Source organism: Rhodoferax sp. P1_F3 (assembly GCF_056405715.1).
Window position 1 is genome coordinate 25,454 of record NZ_JBFUBO010000006.1, and the last position, 20,915, is coordinate 46,368.

General features: G+C 61.1%; 20 protein-coding genes. 13 read left to right on the forward strand and 7 right to left on the reverse strand.

The features are described 5' to 3' along the window. Nucleotides 1-10: 10 nt before the first annotated feature. Together serC and gyrA are read right to left on the reverse strand one after the other, a co-directional pair. Entirely contained in the window at nt 11-1,138 is a 1,128-nt protein-coding gene (gene serC, locus AC1DZ5_RS10935; RefSeq protein WP_477888909.1) for a 3-phosphoserine/phosphohydroxythreonine transaminase, read from the reverse strand. 84 nt (nt 1,139-1,222) lie between these two features. Further along, complete coding sequence (gene gyrA / locus AC1DZ5_RS10940; protein WP_477888911.1) at nt 1,223-3,862, reverse strand: DNA gyrase subunit A; 2,640 nt, start codon at nt 3,860-3,862, stop codon at nt 1,223-1,225. A 234-nt stretch (nt 3,863-4,096) separates the two neighbouring features. On the opposite strand from gyrA, the gene ompA reads away from it, so the two are divergent. The 3 genes from ompA to AC1DZ5_RS10955 all read left to right on the forward strand — a co-directional run bounded on the left by ompA (nt 4,097) and on the right by AC1DZ5_RS10955 (nt 6,195). Beyond that, complete coding sequence (gene ompA / locus AC1DZ5_RS10945) at nt 4,097-4,741, forward strand: outer membrane protein OmpA (protein WP_310341734.1); 645 nt, start codon at nt 4,097-4,099, stop codon at nt 4,739-4,741. A gap of 72 nt (nt 4,742-4,813) precedes the next feature. Then, nucleotides 4,814-5,533 carry a bifunctional 2-polyprenyl-6-hydroxyphenol methylase/3-demethylubiquinol 3-O-methyltransferase UbiG gene (ubiG, locus tag AC1DZ5_RS10950; RefSeq protein WP_477888914.1) on the forward strand — a complete coding sequence of 240 codons (720 nt, stop codon included), beginning with the start codon at nt 4,814-4,816 and terminating at the stop codon, nt 5,531-5,533. Continuing rightward, entirely contained in the window at nt 5,530-6,195 is a 666-nt protein-coding gene (locus AC1DZ5_RS10955) for an HAD family hydrolase (RefSeq protein ID WP_477888916.1), read from the forward strand. The genes ubiG and AC1DZ5_RS10955 overlap by 4 nt, the downstream gene beginning before the upstream one ends. Here AC1DZ5_RS10955 and arfB read toward each other — a convergent pair. Next, the gene (gene arfB, locus AC1DZ5_RS10960; protein ID WP_477888918.1) at nt 6,192-6,596 is read right to left on the reverse strand and encodes an alternative ribosome rescue aminoacyl-tRNA hydrolase ArfB; all 405 of its coding nucleotides are present in this window, start codon (nt 6,594-6,596) and stop codon (nt 6,192-6,194) included. The two genes, AC1DZ5_RS10955 and arfB, sit on opposite strands and share 4 nt — an antisense overlap. 48 nt (nt 6,597-6,644) lie before the next feature. After that, complete coding sequence (locus AC1DZ5_RS10965; protein WP_477888920.1) at nt 6,645-7,565, reverse strand: PfkB family carbohydrate kinase; 921 nt, start codon at nt 7,563-7,565, stop codon at nt 6,645-6,647. 312 nt (nt 7,566-7,877) lie between these two features. On the opposite strand from AC1DZ5_RS10965, the gene AC1DZ5_RS10970 reads away from it, so the two are divergent. Further along, nucleotides 7,878-8,315, forward strand: coding sequence for an RbsD/FucU family protein (locus AC1DZ5_RS10970; protein WP_310341740.1), 438 nt, complete (start codon nt 7,878-7,880; stop codon nt 8,313-8,315). Between the two features lie 37 nt (nt 8,316-8,352). Beyond that, a complete protein-coding gene (locus AC1DZ5_RS10975) occupies nt 8,353-9,024 on the forward strand; it encodes a transaldolase family protein (RefSeq protein WP_477888923.1) in 672 nt (223 codons plus the stop codon). A gap of 10 nt (nt 9,025-9,034) precedes the next feature. Here the strand turns inward: AC1DZ5_RS10975 and AC1DZ5_RS10980 are convergent, their stop codons facing one another. Both AC1DZ5_RS10980 and AC1DZ5_RS10985 read right to left on the reverse strand, forming a co-directional pair. Then, nucleotides 9,035-9,742, reverse strand: a complete 708-nt coding sequence (locus AC1DZ5_RS10980; RefSeq protein WP_477888925.1) for a DUF2726 domain-containing protein — start codon at nt 9,740-9,742, stop codon at nt 9,035-9,037. A 77-nt stretch (nt 9,743-9,819) separates the two neighbouring features. Then, on the reverse strand, nt 9,820-11,349 hold the full coding sequence (locus AC1DZ5_RS10985) for a DUF3369 domain-containing protein (RefSeq protein WP_477888927.1): 1,530 nt from the start codon (nt 11,347-11,349) through the stop codon (nt 9,820-9,822). Between the two features lie 69 nt (nt 11,350-11,418). Here AC1DZ5_RS10985 and AC1DZ5_RS10990 point away from each other — a divergent pair, with 69 nt between their 5' ends. The 7 genes from AC1DZ5_RS10990 (at nt 11,419) to ntrC (ending at nt 18,959) form a co-directional block, all read left to right on the forward strand. After that, the gene (locus AC1DZ5_RS10990) at nt 11,419-12,168 is read left to right on the forward strand and encodes a 16S rRNA pseudouridine(516) synthase (protein WP_477888929.1); all 750 of its coding nucleotides are present in this window, start codon (nt 11,419-11,421) and stop codon (nt 12,166-12,168) included. Nucleotides 12,169-12,172: 4 nt separating this feature from the next. Next, nucleotides 12,173-13,048, forward strand: a complete 876-nt coding sequence (locus tag AC1DZ5_RS10995; protein WP_477888931.1) for an EI24 domain-containing protein — start codon at nt 12,173-12,175, stop codon at nt 13,046-13,048. After that, nucleotides 13,045-13,929, forward strand: a complete 885-nt coding sequence (locus AC1DZ5_RS11000; RefSeq protein ID WP_477888933.1) for a competence/damage-inducible protein A — start codon at nt 13,045-13,047, stop codon at nt 13,927-13,929. Before AC1DZ5_RS10995 ends, AC1DZ5_RS11000 begins: the two co-directional genes overlap by 4 nt. Nucleotides 13,930-14,153: 224 nt before the next feature. Beyond that, nucleotides 14,154-15,569: a type I glutamate--ammonia ligase gene (gene glnA, locus AC1DZ5_RS11005; protein WP_477888935.1), complete on the forward strand. Its 1,416-nt coding sequence runs from the start codon at nt 14,154-14,156 to the stop codon at nt 15,567-15,569. Nucleotides 15,570-15,751: 182 nt separating this feature from the next. After that, nucleotides 15,752-16,249 (forward strand): hypothetical protein, encoded by a 498-nt coding sequence (locus tag AC1DZ5_RS11010; protein WP_477888937.1) that lies wholly within the window; start codon nt 15,752-15,754, stop codon nt 16,247-16,249. Nucleotides 16,250-16,306: 57 nt separating this feature from the next. Further along, nucleotides 16,307-17,377 carry a nitrogen regulation protein NR(II) gene (gene glnL, locus AC1DZ5_RS11015; protein WP_477888939.1) on the forward strand — a complete coding sequence of 357 codons (1,071 nt, stop codon included), beginning with the start codon at nt 16,307-16,309 and terminating at the stop codon, nt 17,375-17,377. Nucleotides 17,378-17,405: 28 nt separating this feature from the next. Further along, the gene (gene ntrC / locus AC1DZ5_RS11020) at nt 17,406-18,959 is read left to right on the forward strand and encodes a nitrogen regulation protein NR(I) (protein ID WP_477888941.1); all 1,554 of its coding nucleotides are present in this window, start codon (nt 17,406-17,408) and stop codon (nt 18,957-18,959) included. A 96-nt stretch (nt 18,960-19,055) separates the two neighbouring features. Here the strand turns inward: ntrC and AC1DZ5_RS11025 are convergent, their stop codons facing one another. Further along, nucleotides 19,056-19,826, reverse strand: a complete 771-nt coding sequence (locus AC1DZ5_RS11025) for an exodeoxyribonuclease III (protein WP_477888943.1) — start codon at nt 19,824-19,826, stop codon at nt 19,056-19,058. Between the two features lie 126 nt (nt 19,827-19,952). Here AC1DZ5_RS11025 and AC1DZ5_RS11030 point away from each other — a divergent pair, with 126 nt between their 5' ends. Further along, a complete protein-coding gene (locus tag AC1DZ5_RS11030) occupies nt 19,953-20,912 on the forward strand; it encodes a TFIIB-type zinc ribbon-containing protein (protein ID WP_477888945.1) in 960 nt (319 codons plus the stop codon). Nucleotides 20,913-20,915 lie beyond the last annotated feature (3 nt).

The following is a 20,915-nucleotide window of genomic DNA, read 5'->3' on the forward strand; positions in this document are numbered from 1 at the left end:
GGTGGGTGTCTTAGCCGTGGGTGCGTTCGAACTCTTGCAGGTATTGCACCAGCGCCTGTACGCCTTCCAGCGGCATGGCGTTGTAGATGCTGGCACGCATGCCGCCAACCGACTTGTGGCCCTTGAGCTGCAGCAGTCCTGCGGCTTTGGCGCCGGTCAGGAAGGCGTCGTTCAACGCCTCGTTGCGCAGGAAGAACGGGACGTTCATGCGCGAGCGGCACGCAGGGCTTACCTTGTTGAAGTACAGGCTGCTGCCATCAATGGCCTTGTACAGCAACTCGGCTTTGGCGATGTTGCGTGCTTCCATGGCCGAAATGCCGCCTTGGCGCTTGAGCCATTGGAAGACCAGGCCCGCCATGTAGATCGAATAGGTGGGCGGGGTGTTGTACATCGAGCCGTTGTCGGCCACCGTCTTGTAGTCAAACGCGCTGGGGCAGACGGGCAGGGCATGGCCCAGCAGGTCTTCACGCACCACCACCACGGTAACGCCCGCGGGGCCCAGGTTCTTTTGGGCGCCGCCAAAGGCCAGGCCGACCTTGCTCCAGTCGACCGGGCGCGAGGCCACGTGGGAAGAGAAATCGATCACCAGTTCGGCATTCGAGCCCAGGGCTTTGAGGTCGGGCAGGGCGTGGAATTCGATGCCGTTGATGGTCTCGTTGGTGCACAGGTGCACGTAGCTGGCATTCGGGCTGAGCTGCCAGGTGGCGGCGTCGGGAATGTGGGTGAATCCCTCGGGCTTGCCCGTGGCCACGGTCTTGGTGTGGCAGTACTTGGCTGCTTCCTTGAGCGACTTGTCGCTCCAGCTGCCGGTCACCACAAAATCGGCCGTACCTTGCTCGCCAGCCGGGGCGCGCAGCGCGCTGAGGTTCAGCGGCACGATGGCGTTTTCAGCCAGGCCACCGCCCTGCATGAACAGGATCTTGAAGTTGGCGGGCACGGCCAGCAGCTCGCGCAGGTCGGCTTCTGCGGCTTCGTAAATGCTCTGAAACTCTTTTCCGCGGTGGCTCATCTCCATCACACCCATGCCACAGCGCTGGCCACTGGCATCGGGCCAGTTCAGCATCTCATCGGCGGCTTGCGCCAGCACTTCCTCTGGCATGGCGGCCGGTCCGGCCGAGAAATTGTAGGGACGTTGCATTCGCAGGTCTATGGGTTAAATAGGGTGCTAGCCCCCGTTAAATATGCGCTAGATGCTATCAATTTAGGAGCGTTTGCGAAGGGCTTACGCGCCTTCGGCCTCTTCGCCTGCATCCTCGCCAGGTTCTGCGTCGGCCGGGTTGGCGTCGTTTTCCACAATACGTTGCAGGCCGCTGAGCTTGGAGCCTTCGTCCAGGCCAATCAGCGTCACGCCTTGCGTGGCGCGGCCGAGTTCACGGATCTCGCTGACACGGGTGCGCACCAGCACGCCCTTGTCGGTGATCAGCATGATCTCGTCATCCACGTGCACCAGCGTGGCGGCAACCACCTTGCCGTTGCGCTCGGACTGCTGGATGGCAATCATGCCCTTGGTGCCGCGGCCGTGGCGGGTGTATTCGGTGATGCTGGTGCGTTTGCCGTAGCCGTTTTCGGTCGCGGTCAGCACGCTTTGCTGCTCGTCTTCCGCCACCAGCATGGCAATCACGCTTTGGCCTACATCCAGCGACATGCCGCGCACGCCGCGGGCATTGCGGCCCAGCGGACGCACATCGTCTTCGTCAAAGCGCACAGCCTTGCCGCCGTCGCTGAACAGCATCACATCGTGCTTGCCGTCGGTCAGCGCGGCGCCAATCAGGTAGTCCCCCTCGTCCAGGTTCACGGCAATGATGCCGCCCTTGCGCGGGTTGCTGAATTCGTCGAGTGCGGTCTTCTTGACCGTGCCCATGCTGGTCGCCATGAACACATACTGGTCGGCCGGGAAAGTGCGTTTCTCACCGGTCAGTGCGAGCACCACGGTGATTTTTTCGCCTTCTTGTAGCGGGAACATATTGACGATGGGGCGGCCGCGCGAACCGCGCGAACCCTGTGGTACTTCCCAGACCTTGAGCCAGTACAGACGGCCGCGGTTGGAGAAGCACAGGATGTAGTCGTGCGTGTTGGCCACGAAGAGCTGGTCGACCCAGTCATCTTCTTTGGTGGCGGTGGCCTGTTTGCCGCGCCCGCCGCGCTTTTGGGCGCGGTATTCGCCCAGCGGTTGGCTCTTGATGTAGCCGCTGTGGCTCATCGTCACTACCATGTCGGTCGGCGTGATCAGGTCTTCAGTAGACAGGTCGAACGAGGAATGTTCGACCAGCGAGCGGCGCGCGCCCAGCTTGGTCTGGCCGAACTCCTGTTTCACATGGCCCAGCTCTTCGCCAATGATGGTGGAGACGCGTTCGGGCTTCGCCAGGATGTCCAGCAAGTCCTCGATCTCGGCCATGACTTCCTTGTACTCGGCAACGACCTTGTCCTGCTCCAGGCCGGTCAGGCGTTGCAAGCGCATTTGCAGAATTTCCTGCGCTTGCGTGTCGCTCAGGCGGTACAGGCCATCCTTGCCCATGCCAAATTCTTTTTCCAGGCCATCGGGACGGTAGTCGTCAGCATTCACCACGCCGCCATCGGCACGCGTGCGGGTGAGCATCTCGCGCACCAACTTGCTGTCCCAGGGGCGGTTCATCAGCTCGACCTTGGCTACGGGTGGCGTAGGCGATTCCCGGATGATGCGGATGAACTCGTCGATGTTGGCCATGGCAACGGCCAAGCCTTCCAGCACGTGGCCGCGTTCGCGCGCCTTGCGCAGGTTGAAGACCGTGCGGCGTGTCACCACTTCGCGGCGGTGCTGCAGGAAGACTTCGATCAGGTCCTTCAGGTTACACAGTTTGGGCTGGCCATTCACCAGCGCCACCATGTTGATGCCGAACGTATCCTGCAGCTGCGTTTGCTTGTACAGGTTGTTTAGCACGACCTCGGGCACTTCGCCGCGCTTGAGTTCAATCACCAGGCGCATGCCTGACTTGTCCGACTCGTCCTGGATGTGGCTAATGCCTTCAATCTTCTTCTCGTGCACCAGCTCAGCCATGCGCTCTTGCAAGGTCTTCTTGTTGACCTGGTAGGGCAGCTCGTCCACGATGATGGCCTGGCGCTGGCCCTTGTCGATGTCTTCAAAGTGGCATTTGGCGCGCATGACCACACGGCCGCGGCCGGTACGGTAACCGTCCTTGACGCCATTGATGCCGTAAATAATGCCGGCGGTGGGGAAGTCAGGCGCCGGGATGATTTCCATGAGCTCGTCAATGGAGGCGCCAGGGTTTCGCAGCAGATGCAGGCAGGCATCCACCACTTCGTTCAGGTTGTGTGGCGGAATATTGGTCGCCATACCGACCGCAATACCGCCCGAGCCGTTCACCAGCAGGTTGGGGATGCGGGTAGGCAACACCAGCGGCTCTTTTTCGGAACCGTCGTAGTTGGGGCCGAAGTCCACCGTTTCCTTGTCCAGATCGGCCAGCAGTTCGTGGGCCATTTTGGACAGGCGGATTTCGGTGTATCGCATCGCCGCCGCGTTGTCGCCGTCCACCGAACCGAAGTTGCCCTGGCCATCCACCAGCATATGGCGCATGGAGAAATCTTGCGCCATACGCACGATGGTGTCGTACACCGACTGGTCACCGTGGGGGTGGTATTTACCGATGACGTCACCCACGATACGGGCGGACTTTTTATAGGCGCGGTTCCAGTCGTTGTTCAGCTCATGCATCGCAAACAACACACGCCGGTGCACCGGCTTCAAGCCGTCGCGCGCATCGGGCAGGGCGCGGCCCACGATCACGCTCATGGCGTAGTCGAGGTAGCTCCGGCGCATTTCCTCTTCTAGGCTGATGGGCAGGGTTTCTTTGGCGAACTGGGTCATGGGTGGGTGCAGGCTATGTCAGGGACAACCTTTGATTCTACGGCCGCCGTGCTGTGGCTTGAGAGCAACAAAGCACGGACTTGCGCGCGGAGCAGTTACATGGGGGATACGGATGTTCTAAAAGCGACTGCGCGCTATGGCACAATGGTGTGAACGTCTCTGGTGCACAAAACTTTGGGCGTCACACAATTAGTCGCAGCGTCGCTGCAGTTTGTCTCGACAAAGGAAGGTCTCATGAAACAATTGAACAAAGTAGCAATCCTGATTGCAACAGCCGTTTTGGCCACTGCTGCTGGCGCGCAAGAAATCCACAACTGGCGCAATGCTGGTGGCGAAGTTTGGAAAAATGCATCCGGCGAATGCTGGCGTGATGCCAGCTGGACTCCCGCTACGGCCGCTGCTGGCTGCGATGGCGCGATTGCTGCTCCCGCACCTGTTGCTGCAGCTCCTGCTGCACCCGCCGCTGCCGCTCCTGCACCTGCGGCAGCAGCCCCCGCTGCCGCAGCTCCCGCCGCAGCCGCTGCCAGCAAAGTGACTTACGCTGCTGATGCGTTCTTTGACTTTGACAAGGCCGTTCTGAAGCCCGAAGGCAAAGCCAAGCTGGACGACTTGGTGAGCAAGGTTAAGGGTATCAACCTGGAAGTGATCATCGCTGTGGGTCACACCGACGCGACTGGTGCCGACGCTTACAACCAAAAGTTGTCGGTTGCACGTTCTGAAGCTGTCAAGGCTTACCTGGTGTCCAAGGGCATCGAAAAGAATCGCGTGTACACCGAAGGCAAGGGTGAGAAACAACCTGTTGCTGACAACAAGACCAAAGAAGGCCGTGCCAAGAACCGCCGCGTGGAAATCGAAGTGGTTGGCACTCGCGCCAAGTAATTCGACCATTCCCATGGTTTGTGAAAAAACCCGCTTCGGCGGGTTTTTTCTTGTCTGTGCCACCATTGCCCTATGAACCCCATACTGAATGCCGATCCGGCCGAGCTGGCCAAGTTTTCCGAGTTAGCCCACCGTTGGTGGGATATGGACAGCGAGTTTCGGCCGCTGCACCAGATCGACCCGCTGCGCTTGGGGTGGATCCAGTCTATGTGTGTGCTGCAGGGCGTGCAGGCCCTGGACATAGGTTGCGGCGGGGGCATCCTGGCGGATTCCATGGCTCGCCAGGGTGCTGAGGTGCTGGGGGTCGATTTGTCGTCCAAAGCGCTTAAGGTGGCGCAGCTGCACGCCCTGGAGGCGCAAACGCCCCGTGTGACGTACCGCGAAGTGAGCGCAGAAGCCCTGGCGCAGGAGAGGCCAGCCAGCTTTGACGTGGTGACCTGCATGGAAATGCTGGAGCACGTACCCGACCCGGCGTCGGTGGTGCAGGCCTGCGCCACGCTGGTGAAACCCGGTGGCTGGGTGTTCTTCTCGACCCTGAACCGCAATGGCAACGCATTTTTGCAAGCCATTCTGGGGGCGGAATATTTGCTGAACCTGCTGCCGCGTGGCACCCATGAATACGCCAAGATGATTCGCCCCAGTGAACTGGCTGCGTACTGTCGGCGCGCAGGGCTGGACCTGAAGGCCACCCAGGGCTTGGGCTACAACCCCTTGACGCGGCGCTATGCCCTGAGCACCAACACCCAAGTGAACTACCTGTTCGCCACCCAAAAGCCGCTGGACTCTCAATGACACGTTTTGCCGGACCGATCGCGGCGGTGCTGTTCGACCTGGATGGCACATTGATTGATAGCGCTCCGGACCTGGGCGCTGCTGCCGACCAGATGCGGGTGAGCCGCGGCTTGCCTTCTTTGCCGTTGGAGCTGTACCGCCCCATGGCAGGTGCTGGTGCACGGGGTATGCTGGGCGTGGCGTTTGGCATCAGCCCCCAGGATGCGGGTTACGAGGCCTTGCGCGACGAGTTTTTTGCCAACTACGAGCGTTGCATGACCGAGCGTACGTTTTCTTTTGACGGAGTGCCGCCCTTGCTGCAAGCCATCATTGAGCGGCGGTTGCTGTGGGGCGTGGTGACCAATAAATCAGCGCGTTTTACCGAGCCACTCACTGCCGCCATGCCGCTGTTTGCGTCGGCCAAAGCGATTGTGAGTGGCGACACCACGCCGCATGCCAAGCCTCATCCCGAACCGCTGCTGGAGGCGGCACGGCGCCTGGGCGTGGATCCTATCCATTGTGTGTACGTGGGCGACGATGAGCGCGACATCGTGGCGGGGCGCGCGGCCGGCATGTACACCGTGGCTGCCACTTATGGTTATTTGGGTGCGCAGAGTGACACACTGGCTTGGGGTGCGGACGCCTCCATCGCCAGCCCAGAGGCGCTGCTGGACCTGTTTTAGTCCTCGCCCCGGCCGCGCTGGGCCTTGATGGCGGATCGCTGTGCCTTGGACTGCAGCCGACGCTGCTTTGCCGCATAGCTGGGCTTCGTGGCTTTGCGGGCCTTGGGTGGAACGGCCACGCTGTTAACCAGCACGTGCAGGCGCTCAAAAGCGTCAAACCGATTCAGTTCCTGGGTGCGAAATTGCTGTGCCTTGATGACCAGCACGCCGTCGCGCGTAATGCGACTGTCTGGTAACTGCAATAGCCGTTCCTTGACGTCATCAGGCAGGGACGAGGCCGGAATATCAAAGCGCAGGTGGATGGCGCTGCTGACCTTGTTGACGTTTTGTCCGCCAGCGCCTTGTGCGCGGATGGCCGAGGTTTCTACCTCGGCTTCCTGGATGGTGATGCGCTCGGCCATGGGGTGTTCGAAAAGCTCTGTGGAACCAACCTTACCACCGCCTGCCAATTACATCGCTGCCAATACTTCGCCGTAACGTGGAGGTTGGCAACCGGCGCGGCTGCAGTTAATGGCTGCGGCCTGCATGGCTTCTTTCAAGGTGCTGGCCACGCGCTGTGGGGCTCCGTTCTGGTTCAGGGCCCAGTCTCCCAGGCAGTTGCCCCAGAAGGTGTCGCCGGCGCCCACGGTGTCCACCACCTGGGTAGCAGGTACGTCAGCCTCAGCCCAAGCCCCGTCCACACCCAACCAAGCACCGTCGCCACCAAACGTGAGGGCAATGCGGCTCGTGCCTTGCGCTACGAAATGCGCGGCAATGCGTGCACCGTCCGCACGCGTGGGTGCATGAAAGCCCAGCAATTCCAGGTCTTCGTCACTGGCTTTCAGCCAGTCTGCCAGCGCGGCAATGGCCTGCACGGCTTGGACGTAGTCCGCCAAATTCGTGGCCAGTTTGGGGCGTAGGTTCACGTCCACGCTGACGGTCCAGCCCAGCGCTTTGGCGCCTTGCAGAATGGCCAGCACCTTGTGGTGTTCCGGTGGTACCAGTAGCAACGAGCCGGTGTGCAGAACGCCGGTAGGCTGGTCTTGCAGGCGTTGCAGCACTGATTCCACGGTGTAGTCGCGGTCGGCAATACCTTCGCGGTAGAAACCATAACTGGGCTGGCCGTTGTGGATTTGCACCACTGCCAAGGAGGTAGGCAGGGCGCTAGGGGCCGACAGCACCTGCACGCTATCGCGTTGCAGTTGCTCGCGCATTTGCCCGCCAAACTGGTCTGCCGACAACGGGTTGACGTAGCCGACCGTGGCACCGCGCAAGGCGGCGGCGCGCGCCAAATTGAAGGGGCTACCGCCCATAAAGGGGCGTAAAGTACCGTCGGCTTGGGCTACACAATCCATCAAGGCTTCGCCCAATACCCATATCGATGCAGTCATTGTTCTCTCAGATTGGTTGATGCGCCCGATGCTGTCAATGCGAGCGCGCCGTGCAGCTTAAACCGACGCCATGCCCGCGGCCACGCCGGATTGGGCAAAAAGTGATACCGGTTTTGCAGTGGCACGGAGAATAACGCAGTTTCGTTTAATTAAATCAAGTAGTTTTACTAATATGATTTCGTATCAGGGTCTGGCATGCTCCAGTCCAATGTGTAAACAGGCTAGCAGTGCCGGTGTGGGCAGGGCGTCCCTTGTTGGAGGGACTGTCCACACTTTGCATGGCGTGGCCACCAATTAAAGAAAGATTGCAATATGTTGAAAGGGATTGATCCTTTGCTCACCCCGGAGTTGCTGATGCACCTCTCGGCCATGGGCCATGGCGAATGGGTGGCGGTTGTGGACGCCAATTTCACGGCCGATTTCTTGAGCGCGGGCAAGCCCTTGGTGCGCCTGCCCGGCCACACACTGGAGCGCGTGAGCAAGGCGGTGCTGTCGGTGATTCCGCTGGCCGAAGATGTGGCTTGCCCAGCCGCCTACATGCGTGTCAGCCACCAACCGCTGGAGCACCGCACTGCCGCGCAGCAGGCCGTGGTGGCCCTGTTGCAGCAGGAAGGCTTGCCCGAAAATCGGGTGGAGCCCGTGGAGCGCTTTGCCTTCTATGACAAGATCAAAGGCGCCAGCCTGATTGTGCAGAGTGGTGAAGCCACGGCCTATGGCAATGCCATGTATTGCAAAGGTGTGATTCTCTGAGCCCTTGCGTGGCAGGGTTGAACAAAGGAATGTGGGTGTGAAAATCTACCTTGATTCGGCCCAGGTGTCGACATGGACGTTGCCAGCCGGTTGTCCCGCAGTACAGGGCGTGACGACCAATCCCAGCCTGGTGTTTCAGGCAGGGCTGCCGGTCACCCTGGCGTCGTATTTGGGGTTGGTGCAGGCCGCCGCGGACCATGGTTTTGCCGAGCTGATGCTACAGCTGCCCAGCGCAGACCTGGGAGAAGCCGGACGGTGGCTGGACGCCTTGCGCACGGCGGTCGACGGTGCGCATGTGCAGCTGACGATCAAGTTACCGTGCGCTGCCGAATGGGAGCCCTGCATCCGCCAAGTTCGACAGGCCGGCCAGGCGATTTTGCTGACTGGGCTGTCCAACCCCGTGCAACTGCTGTGGGCGCGTGACATGCAGGTCCAGTATGTGGCGCCGTATGTGGGCCGCTTGGCGAATGACGGGCGCAATGTCTGGGCGTTGATGCAAGCCTGCGTGGCGCTGCGGCCGCGAGGGCCGCAGTTGCTGGCAGCCAGCATCAAGTCCCCCGAAGTGCTGGCCCAGCTGATTGGCATCGGTGCCGCAGCGGTCACGCTGCCCCCCGCCAGTTTGGTGGCTTGGTCCACCGACACTCTGACGCAGGCGGCGATGGCGCAGTTTGAGCAGGATATTGAAGCGAGCCTGGTGGCTGCTCGCTAGGTCAGAAGGCCTACGGCGCGTGGTCGTCCACACGGCTGTCCAGCGGGCTGACAAAGGAATTGATTTCCCAGCCCGAGGCCAGGCGGCTCTCGGGAAACTCGAGCCCCGACTCTGACAGCAAAGGCGTGAGCCCAGAGGGAGTGCCTTCGGCATCCTTGCTTTGTCTGCGCCGCGTGACCACGGCGTGCAAGTGGTCGCGCACATCCTGAAAGCGAGACTCCAGCGGCTGACTGCCAGTGACGTGCGCCGCCTGTTCACCCAAAAAGGCGGCCCGAATCTGGCTCAGGTGCGGCAGGTTGGCCGGGTCCACCACCCAGTAGCGGATATTGCATTGGTCCAGCAGGCTGTGTTTCAGGGTTTGGTTGCCCATCGACAGGCCATGGGGGCCGATCACATCAATGCACCCCACGACCTTGCCGTCCAGCCCGCAGATGGTGAAGGTGCAGTACACGCCATTGAGGATCTTGTACCAATGGGTGGCTTCGGTTTGCTTGGCGGGGGCGGTGAAGCGTGTGACGGGAAGCTTGATCAGGATGTGCTGGTCGAACATGACCTTGGTGAGCCAGATCCACACACGACGTTCTTGGGAATTGACCAGAGGGCGTGTTTTAAGGGGCCAGACGGATGGAATCCGCCGGCGTTGGCGCTGCTGGTAGCGGTCCCACGCCCAATACAGGGCGGCCCCGAGTCCTATACCCACCACAAGAGAAAGCAGCATCACGTTCCACCCTGAAAGTTAAGCCATCTTTGTGGCTCTGTGTTTGGGTAAAAGTTTACAGTGCTTTTGCGATTTGGTCAGTTTTTGTAAATATTCTCGACATCGGCGCGGTGCGTGTTTACCAACGCCACCAGGCTGGGGTCAAAGTGTCGACCGGACTCGGTATTCAGGTAGTCCAGCGCCTCGGCCAGGGGCCAGGCCTTTTTGTAGCAACTGGCGCTGGCCAGCGAATCCAGCACATCTGCCACAGCGGCGATGCGCCCCGGCAGACTGATGGCATCCGCCTTGAGGCCCTGTGGGTAGCCCGTGCCGTCCCAGTGCTCGTGGTGCTCGTGGGCGATTTGCGCCGCCAGCACGTGCACGCGGGAGCGTGAACGCGAGAGCAGGGCATGGCCCTCGCTGGCATGGGTTTTCATGGTCTCCCATTCCTGCGCATCCAGCGGGCCAGGTTTGGTGAGGATGTGGTCGGGAATGCAGACCTTGCCCACGTCGTGCAGGGTTGCGGCCACGCGCATCAGCTCCACCTCGTGATCGCTGGCGCCCAGCTTGCCAGCCAGCAGGGCCGCCAAATCGCCAACGCGTTGGGGGTGCAGCGACGATTCATTGCAGCGCCGCTCGATGGCACCGCTGAGCAGGGTGATGGTGGAGCGCTGCACGGCCTGGTTGTCCTCACGCAGCAGCAGCCCGTCGTAGGTGATGGCGACATTGCGTGAAAACAGCTCCAGCAGCTCGCGTGCCTGGTCGTTGATCGGCTCGTCAAACTCCATGTAGATCAGGCTCTCGCTGCCGGCCTTGGTCTTGAAGTAGCCGGCGTAGTGCCGCTCGCCGTGGTGACTGGTCTTTTCGCGCAGCGCCCGAGCGATGGCGTCTTGCACGCTGCGCGGCAGGTTGCCCACTTCTTCATCCACCATGAGCTGCGAATAGGCCTCGGTAGCCGCCAGCACCTTGAGTTGGCCTTCGGTGGAGTTGGCGGTGTAGGCCGATACGCGGCTGGCGCACAGGCCTTCGCCGTTCAGGTCCAGCAGAAAGTTCACCTGTTCTAGCACTGCCGAGGCAAAGCCGCGCAGGTTGCGCGAATCGCAGACCTGGCTGATGGCCTCGATGGAGCGACGCAGCCCCAGGCGGGCGTGTTCGATGCGCATGAGGTCGCGGTAGGCGCGCAGGCCGGCGTAAAACACGGTGATCAGCTTGCGCCGCGTGAGGTCGGTTTTTTCCTTGTAGTCGTTGATGTCGTAGTCGCGGATCACCTGCTCTTCGGGCGCCTGGCCGGGCTGGCCGGTGCGCAGAATGATGCGCACATTCAGGTTGCCCAGCTCTTCGCGGATGTAGCGCGCCAACTCCAGCCCGGCGTGTTCGGATTCCATCACCACGTCCAACAGGATCAGCGCGATGTCGCCGCGCGTGGCCAGTACGGCGCGGGCTTCGGTGGCGCTGTAGCAGTGGGTGAACTCCAGTCGGCGGCCGTCCATCTCAAAGTCTGACATCACCAGCTTGGTGACTTCGTGCACCGCGGGTTCGTCGTCCACCACCAGAACCTGCCAGGCGGGCAATCCCTTGCGGGCGATGGGTTCTGCTTGCTCGTCACTAAACACCAGATCATCAGACATGTGTCGGTTGCTCGCTAAGAGGTGGGTGGGCAAAGTTTAAATCGGATTGTGGCTGCGATACTACGGTTCATGCAGCTTCAGGAAATACTCTATTCACAGGGCTTTGGCACACGCCGGGTGTGCGCCGGTTTGATCCAGCAGGGTCTGGTGCAGGTTTATATGCCAAATGAGCCTATAGCCCCCGTCGTCATTGCGCAAGCAGCTACTGAATTTGTAGCAGAAGGGCTGCGCTTCCGGGTGCAAGGCGTGGAGTGGCAGTACTTCGAGAAGGCCTACATCGTGCTCCACAAGCCAGCGGGCACCGAGTGCTCACAAAAGCCTTCTACCTACCCCAGCATCTACACGCTGCTGCCGTCCCCATTGCGCACGCGCCCACAAAAAGCTGCGGTGCAGGGCGTGCAAGCCGTGGGGCGGTTGGACCAGGACACCACGGGCATGCTGCTGCTCACCGATGACGGCAAGTTCATCCACAAAATGAGCTCGCCACGCCACCATGTGCCCAAGGTGTATGACGTAACGGTGAAGCACCCGCTGGACGACAAGCAGGTGCAAAAGCTGCTGGCCGGTGTGGTGCTGGACGATGACCCGGCGCCCGTGCGCGCTGCTGCCTGCGAGGCGGTGGGTGAATTTCATTTACGACTCACGCTGACCGAAGGCAAGTACCACCAGGTCAAGCGCATGGTCGCCGCGGTCAGCAATCGGGTGGAGGGGCTGCACCGGTCGAAGATTGGCGGCATGCCGCTGCCGGCGGACTTGGCGCCTGGCCAGTGGCGCTGGCTCAGCGCCGAAGAGCTGGTTGCCGTGCAGGCGGCGGGCTAGGGCCATGAACGCCATGCTCGATGCGTTTTGGCGGTCGGTGGCGTACTGCCTACACCCGCGGGTGATTGGCCTGTCGCTGCTGCCGCTGGTGCTAATGGTCGGGCTGATCGCGGGGCTGGGCTACTTTTTCATGGACGCAGCCCTGGCCGCCGTGCAGAACATGCTGGAGTCGTCTGACTTGCTCAACAGCCTGTGGGCTTGGCTGGAGTCGGCGGGCGCGGGCAAGCTCAAGACCGTGCTGGTGCCGCTGATCGTGATCACCGTGGCCACGCCCTTGATCGTGATGGCCTGCCTGCTGCTGGTCGCCATGCTGATGACGCCGCTGATGGTGCGCCTGGTGACCCGGCGCCGCTTTCCGCTGCTGGAGCGTACCGGTGGCGCTTCGTACGCTTTCAGCATCGTCTGGGCGCTGGGCTCCACAGTCTTGGCCTTGTCGGCCATGGTGCTGTCCGCGCCGCTGTGGTTCGTGCCACCGCTGGTGCTGATCCTTCCGCCGCTGATCTGGGGCTGGCTGACCTACCGCGTGATGGCGTTTGATGCCCTGGCTGACCACGCCACGGCCGAAGAGCGCCACACCCTGTTTCAGCGCCACCGCTGGTGGCTGCTGGGCATGGGGGTGTTTGCGGGCTACCTGGGCGCGGCGCCCAGCTTGATCTGGTCGGTGGGCTTTGTGGCCGTGGCGATGGCGCCGTTCCTGATCCCTATTTCCATCTGGCTGTACACCCTGGTGTTCGCCTTTGCGTCGCTGTGGTTTGCGCACTACTGCCTGGCTGCGCTGCATCAGCTGCGCTGGGAGCGCGCCCAGTTACCGCCCGTGCCGCCTGCGCCACCCCCATCCCCTGCACTTGAATTGCCTGCGAATCCTCTGGAGCTAGCATGAACGTTGGTTTGGTCATCATTGGAGACGAAATCCTGTCGGGCAAGCGCGCCGACAAACACCTGTCCAAAGCCATCGAGCTGCTTGGCGAACGGGGCCTGCAACTGGCCTATGCAGACTATGTGGGTGATGACCCCGAGCGCATCACCCAGACGCTGCAGCGTGCGTTTGCCTCGGGCGACGTGGTGTTCTCGTTCGGCGGTATCGGTGCCACGCCGGACGACCACACGCGCCAGTGCGCGGCGCGCGCCTTAGGCGTGCCGCTGGAGCTGCACCCGGAGGCCGAGCAGCTGATCCGCGAGCGTATGCAGGACGTGGCCATGGAACAGGGCCTGCCCTACGAACCCGACCGGGCTGACAACGTGCACCGCCTGAACATGGGTATGTTTCCGCGGGGCGCGGCCATTATTCCCAACCCGTACAACAAGATTCCAGGCTTCTTTTGTCGAGGAGGTGGCGGGCTGAGCGCCGCCGGGCCGTTCCAAGGCGCGAGCCCCCCCTCGGGGGGCAGCGACCCACACGTAGTGGGGGAGCGTGGGGGGATCTATTTCGTGCCCGGCTTTCCGGTCATGGCTTGGCCCATGGTGGCGTGGGTGCTGGACCAGCAGTACGCCCATTTGCACCGCAGACACGGTTGGCTAGAGCGTTCCGTGGTCGTTTTTGGTGCCATGGAGTCGACTTTGACGCCGCTGATGGAGGCGCTGGAACAGCGCCATGCAGTCAAGGTGTTTAGCCTACCCAGTGTGGACCACCCGGAGTGGGGGCGCCATATCGAGCTGGGCGTCAAGGGGGAACCAGACGCTGTGGGGCTTGCGTATGCGGGCTTGCTGGAAGGTCTGAAGGCACTGCAAATGGCGTTGGGCCCAGAATTGGTGCGAAGCTGAATTCGCACAATACCGGTGCGCAAATGATTTGCACTAAATTGGTGCAATCGTGCTGCCGATAGAAGTTACATGGGCGCATCTTTGCGGTGCGCCCCCCTAAAACTCCGGTTTCTCGAGGCAGAATATGGCGGTTTCTCTAAATTGCCCGGCCAGCGGTTTTTGGCACAAAAGCTGCATTGAAGACGGGGCAATTCTTTTTTACAACCGTGCAACAGGAGTATTTGATGGCCAAGACCGTCGCAGACGTGATGAAGATGGTGAAAGAGAACGAAGTCAAATTTGTTGACTTCCGTTTCACCGATACCCGCGGTAAGCAGCAGCACACCACCGTGCCTGTCTCGCATTTCGACGAAGACAAGTTCACCTCCGGCCACGCATTCGACGGTTCTTCCATCGCCGGCTGGAAGGGCATCGAAGCTTCCGACATGTTGTTGATGCCCGATCCCAACACGGCCAACATCGACCCCTTCTTTGAAGAAACCACCATCATCATGAACTGTGATGTGGTGGAGCCTGCCGACGGCAAGTCTTACGACCGCGACCCACGTTCCATCGCCAAGCGCGCTGAAGCCTACCTGAAGGCCTCTGGCATTGGTGACGCAGCCTACTTCGGTCCAGAGCCAGAATTCTTCATCTTTGATGGCGTTCGCTGGAGCACCGACTCCAACAACACCTTCTACGAAATCGACGAGTACGAAGCTCCCTGGAACACCGGAACCAAACTCGAAGGCGGCAACCGCGGCCACCGTCCCACGGTCAAGGGCGGTTACTTCCCCGTGCCTCCTGTCGACAGCACGCAAGACATGCGCGCCGAGATGTCCCTGATTCTCGAATCCCTGGGCATCCCCGTCGAAGTGTTCCACCACGAAGTGGCAGGCGCTGGGCAGAACGAAATCGGTACCCGTTTCTCCACCCTGGTGGAACGCGCTGACTGGACCATGCTGCAAAAGTACGTGGTGCACAACGTGGCCAACGCCTACGGCAAGACGGCTACCTTCATGCCCAAGCCCTACCACGGTGACAACGGTTCCGGCATGCACGTGCACCAGTCGGTGTGGAAAGACGGCAAGAACCTGTTTGCTGGCGACGGCTATGCCGGTCTGTCCGACTTCGCGCTGTACTACATCGGCGGCATCATCAAGCACGCACGTGCCCTGAACGCCATCACCAACCCCGGCACCAACAGCTACAAGCGCCTGGTTCCTCACTTCGAAGCACCGGTCAAGCTGGCGTACTCTGCCAAGAACCGTTCCGCTTCCATTCGCATTCCGTTTGTGGCGAACCCCAAGGGCCGTCGCGTGGAAGCCCGCTTCCCCGATCCATTGATGAACCCTTACCTGGGCTTCTCCGCCTTGTTGATGGCGGGTCTGGATGGCGTGGAAAACAAGATCCACCCCGGCGAGGCCGCATCGAAGGATCTGTACCATCTGCCTCCCGAGGAAGATGCCAAGGTGCCAACCGTGTGCCACAGCCTGGACCAAGCGCTGGAATGCCTGGACAAGGACCGCGGCTTCCTGACCAAGGGCGGCGTGTTCACTGACTCCATGATCGATGCGTACATCGATTTGAAGATGCAGGAAGTGACCCGTTACCGCATGTCGGTACACCCTGTCGAATTCGACATGTACTACTCCCTGTGATTTCTGCTGCCCCTGTGGCAGTGTTTTCCTGAAAAAGGACGGCGTAAGCCGTCCTTTTTTTTGCAAACATGGCGGTGTAGATTCAGGTCCAATTGGCAGGGATACTGTGGCGGTTTTGTTTTTAGGCACTTTTTGGCGCATACTGAATCCACCGCCAGGCACTCTGTTAGCGCGGACACAGCATGAACACCCATTTTTTGATTTCTTTGATAGCCCTTGGCTCGCTCTCCGGTGCGTTTGCACAGGAGCGCATCTACCGTTGCGGCAACGAGTACACCAACACTGTGTCCGAGGCCCAGGCGAAAAACTGCAAACTGATTTCTGGTGGCAATGTCACCGTGGTCCAGGCCCAAAAGCCTGGTACCAAAGTCGCATCTGCCAGCCAAAGCGGGTCGCGCGTGGACTCACCCGACCAGCGTGCCAAGGATTCCGATGCGCGCCTGATCCTGGAAGCTGAACTCAAGAAGGCCGAGGCCAAGCAGATCGAGCTGGTCAAGGAGTACAACAACGGTGAACCCGAAAAGTTGGGCCCCGAGACCCGCAACCACCAGAAGTACCTGGACCGCGTGGCCGAGCTCAAGGCCGCCATCGCCCGCAATGAGAGTGACATTGCAGGCATCCGCCGTGAGCTGGGTCGCGTGCCTGCCGCAACATCCCCGTCGGTGTCGTCCGCCAAATAGCGGCGCGCTTTTGTGTGGCCCTGCGGGCCGCGCCGTATTTGACTATCTTCATCGCCTGTGACCCGCACCGACCCTATACCCGAGCGTTTTCAGTCGTTTGACCTTCTGGCTACTTTGGTGGCCGTGGTCTATGCCGACGCCTCTGTGCAGTTTTCCAATGCAGCGCTGGAAGATGCACTGGGCACTTCGCGCAGAACCATTGTGGGTTCCAGCTTCGCCGACATCTTCACAGAACCTGCTGCGCTGCAGAGCGCGCTGGAGGGGGCAGCCGAAAACGCATTTGCGGCTTTGCGTTACGACGCGTGGCTCAAGCGCGCGGCGCTGGACCCCATGCCGGTTCATGTGATCGTGACACGCACCGAGTTTTCTGAAGAAATCATCGTCGAGATGGTGCCGCTGGAGCAGCAGACCCGCCAGGACCGCGAAGAGCGCCTGGCCGAACAAGCGCAGACCAACAAAGAACTGATCCGCAACCTGGCCCATGAGATCAAGAACCCGCTGGGCGGCATTCGCGGCGCGGCGCAATTGCTTGAGATGGAGATGGAGTCCCCCGAACTCACCGAGTACACCCAGGTCATCATCCATGAGGCAGACCGTCTGCAAAGCCTGGTGGATCGCTTGCTGGCACCGCACCGCAGGCCGCACTTGGTGGGCGATGTGAACATCCATGAAGTGTGCGAGCGTGTGCGGTCCCTCATCATGGCCGAGTTCCCACGTGGACTGCGGGTGGTGCGTGACTATGACACTTCCATTCCCGAGTTCCGTGGTGACCGCGAGCAGTTGATTCAGACTGTGTTGAACATCGCACACAACGCCTGTCAGGCACTCGCAGAGCGCATTGCCGCAGGTGATGCCAACCTCACATTTCGCACGCGTGTGACCCGGCAAGTAACGTTCGGTAAGCAGCGTTATCGGTTGGCATTGGAATTGCATGTGATCGATAACGGACCTGGCGTGCCAGATTCGATCAGGGACCGCATTTTCTACCCGCTGGTGTCGGGTAGAGAGGGTGGTTCGGGGCTGGGGCTGACATTGGCGCAAACCTTTGTTCAACAACACCACGGTCTGATTGAAGTCGATAGCGTGCCGGGCCGAACGGATTTCAAAATTCTGATTCCGTTACCGTAAACACAAGAACACAAGGGTGCGCCACAACATGAAGCCGATTTGGATCGTAGATGATGACCAGTCCATCCGCTTCGTGCTGGAGAAGGCGCTGCTGCGCGAACATTTGCCCACACGCAGCTTTTCCAATCCACGCGATGTACTGAGTGCCCTGGCCACGGCCGCGGACGATGAAGGACCGCAAATTCTGGTGAGCGACATTCGCATGCCAGGCGGCTCGGGGCTGGACCTGCTCGACAAGGTCAAGGCCAAGCACCCAGGTTTGCCCGTCATCATCATGACGGCGTTCTCCGACCTGGACAGCGCGGTCAGCGCCTTCCAAGGCGGGGCGTTTGAATACCTGCCCAAGCCATTCGATTTGCCCAAGGCGGTGGAACTGATCCGCCGCGCGGTGGAGGAAAGCCAGCGCGAAGAAGTGGCCGAAGAGCGCATGGCGGAGTCGCCCGAAATGCTGGGCCAGGCGCCCGCCATGCAGGATGTATTCCGTGCCATTGGCCGTCTGAGCCAAAGCAATGTGACGGTGATGATCACCGGCGAATCGGGTTCCGGCAAAGAGCTGGTGGCGCGCGCGCTGCACAAGCACTCGCCGCGCGCCGATGGTCCGTTTGTGGCCATCAACACCGCCGCTATTCCCAAAGACCTGCTGGAGAGTGAACTCTTCGGCCATGAGCGTGGCGCCTTCACGGGCGCGCAAACCATGCGCCGCGGTCGCTTTGAGCAGGCCGATGGTGGCACGCTGTTCCTTGATGAAATCGGCGACATGCCGTTCGAGCTGCAAACCCGCTTACTGCGTGTGCTTAGCGACGGACATTTCTACCGCGTGGGCGGCCACAGCGCTGTCAAATCGAATGTGCGCGTGATTGCCGCGACCCACCAGGACCTGGAGCAACGCGTCAAGGACGGTGCGTTCCGCGAGGATTTGTTCCACCGCCTTAACGTGATCCGCCTGCGCCTGCCCGCGCTGCGTGAGCGCAAGGAAGACGTGTCCATGCTGACACGCCACTTCCTGCAGCAAAGCGCCAAGCAGCTGGGTGTGGAGCCCAAGCGTATCTCGGACCCCGCGTTGGCCTGGTTGGAAGGCTTTGGCTTCCCTGGCAATGTGCGCCAGCTCGAAAACATCTGCCATTGGCTGACCGTCATGGCGCCCGCCCAAGTGATCGAGCGCAAGGACCTGCCACCCGAGGTGAGCATGGGCCGTGAAGGCTTTGGCATGCCAGTCGCAGTTGCAGCACCGGTGCTGACGTCGTCTTCCGAGCTGCTGGGCAAAGAGCCACTGGTGCTGCATGCGCCTGCGGGTGCCGCGTCGGCAACGGAGCCCGAGCAGGACCTGTCCCACGTGCTAGCCCGTGCGGCCGCCGCGCATGGACCCTTGCAAGGCTGGGAGGCCGAGCTGGAGACCGAGGCGGTAGCCTTGCTCGGTGCAGGCCAGGCCGATGTATGGGACACGCTGACGCGCCGTTTTGAGTCGCGCCTGATTCTGGCAGCCCTGGCCAACACCAAGGGCCGCCGGATTGAAGCCGCGCAGAAGTTGGGCATTGGCCGCAATACGATTACCCGCAAGATCCAGGAGCTGGGTCTCGAGTAATCAATAGTGTTTTAGGCCACTAGCCCGCGTGGAATATGCGCAAGTAGCTCCTGAAATGATAGTAAAAGGCCCGCTGCATGTGGGCCTTTTCGCATCTCAGTCCAGCGCAATATCCACCACTACCGGTGCATGGTCGCTGGGACGCTCATTCTTGCGCGGCACCTTGTCGATGGTGCAGGCCCGCACCAGGGGCTTGAGCGCATTGCTGACCAGGATGTGGTCGATGCGCAGCCCGCGGTTGCGGCGAAAGCCCGCGTCGCGGTAGTCCCACCAACTGAAGCTCTTGGGCGGCTGTGCAAACAGGCGGTGGCTGTCGGTCAGGCCTAACGCAATCATCGCGCGCAGGTGGTAGCGCTCTTCCTCGGTGCAATGGATGGTTTCAAACAGGGCCACAGGGTCCCAAACATCGTCATCGTCAAAGGTGATGTTGTAGTCCCCCATGATCACCAGCCGCGGGTGCTGTGTCAGTTCCTCCTTGACCCAGCGGCGCAGCGCCGTGAGCCATTCCATCTTGTACTCAAACTTGTCGCTGCCGGGCTCTTGGCCATTGGGGAAGTAAGCACCGATCACGCGCACACCTTCCACCGTGCCGGTGATGACACGCGCCATGTCGTCGTCAAAACCGGGGATGTTTTTGAGAATGTCGGTGGCCGGGGTACGGGTCAGCAGGGCGACGCCGTTGTAGGTCTTCTGGCCAAACCACTGGGCCTGGTAGCCGGCTGCCGCAAAGGCATCGGCGGGGAACTTGTCGTCGGTGAGTTTGAGCTCTTGCAGCGCCAGCACTTCTACCGGGTTGGCCGCCAGCCAGTCCAGCACCTGCGGCAGGCGCACGCCCAAAGAGTTCACATTCCAGGTGGCAAGTTTCATGGTGGTGGGTAGGCTGGATGATTGAGACATGGAGTGGCTGGCGTGGCCCCAGCGGGTGACACAATGGGCGCACTTTCTTCAGCGGCGCATTTTCGCACCTTGCGGATCTGCGATTGAATCACACCCATGTACGTTAACGTTCCCGCGCCAGCAGCATGCCCCGGTTGCCAGCAGCCCTTGCGCCATGTGGTGCTGGAGGGGCACTATGCCAAAGCCGTGCAGGTTGACCTCTGCGCAGCTTGCCATCTGGTCTGGTTTGATGCCTTTGAGTCGGTGCGCCTTTCGGGCCTGGGCTGGGTGCAGCTGTTGCGCGCCATGCTACTGCAGCCTGTATCGCAGGCCGTGTTGCCTCCCAAAATGGCGTGCGTGCGCTGCCACTCGCCCTTGGTCGGTGTGCACAACCAAACCCGTTTTGGGCACAGCGCGGCGATGGAATGTCGCCAGGGCCATGGGCAGCTGCAAACCTTCACACTCTTGCTGGCTGAACGTGGCTTGTTGCGTGCCGTCTTGCCCGTAGACCGGAGCAGCTTGGCTGCAGAGGGGCGGGAGCTCCAATGCCTGCAATGTGGCGCTGCAGACCACGCGCCGCAGGCCAAAGAATGCGTCTACTGCGAAAGCCCTTTGCTCATGGTGGACGTGCCGCGCCTGGCGTCAGCCTTGTTGGTACGCCATGGTGATGTGCTGCAGTTGGAGCCCGACGCGAATCCCTTGGCGCTCTCCTGCCGCGGTTGTGGCCAGTCGCTCAACCCCACGGCACAAACGCAGTGCCCTAACTGTGACCACGGGGTGGCGTGGTCGGACCTGGCCAGTGTGCGGCCGTTGCTGGACGCGGTTGAACCCTTGCTGCTGGCACAGCAGCCGCGCGAGGCGCGCCCTTGGGGCACGCGCTTGCGTGAGCGGCAGGGCGACCCCAGGGAAACCCAGTTCTACCGTTTTCTGAAGCATGCGAACCTGGTATCGCCCGCGCAAGAAAATGCGTCACTCCATCCAGAGGACGTGCCATCGAATCTAGGTTGGAGTACCGTGTGGCAGCTGTTGGTTCTGGTCTTGGTGGTGCTGTTCACCATGGCGACATGCCGCGGGTAACGA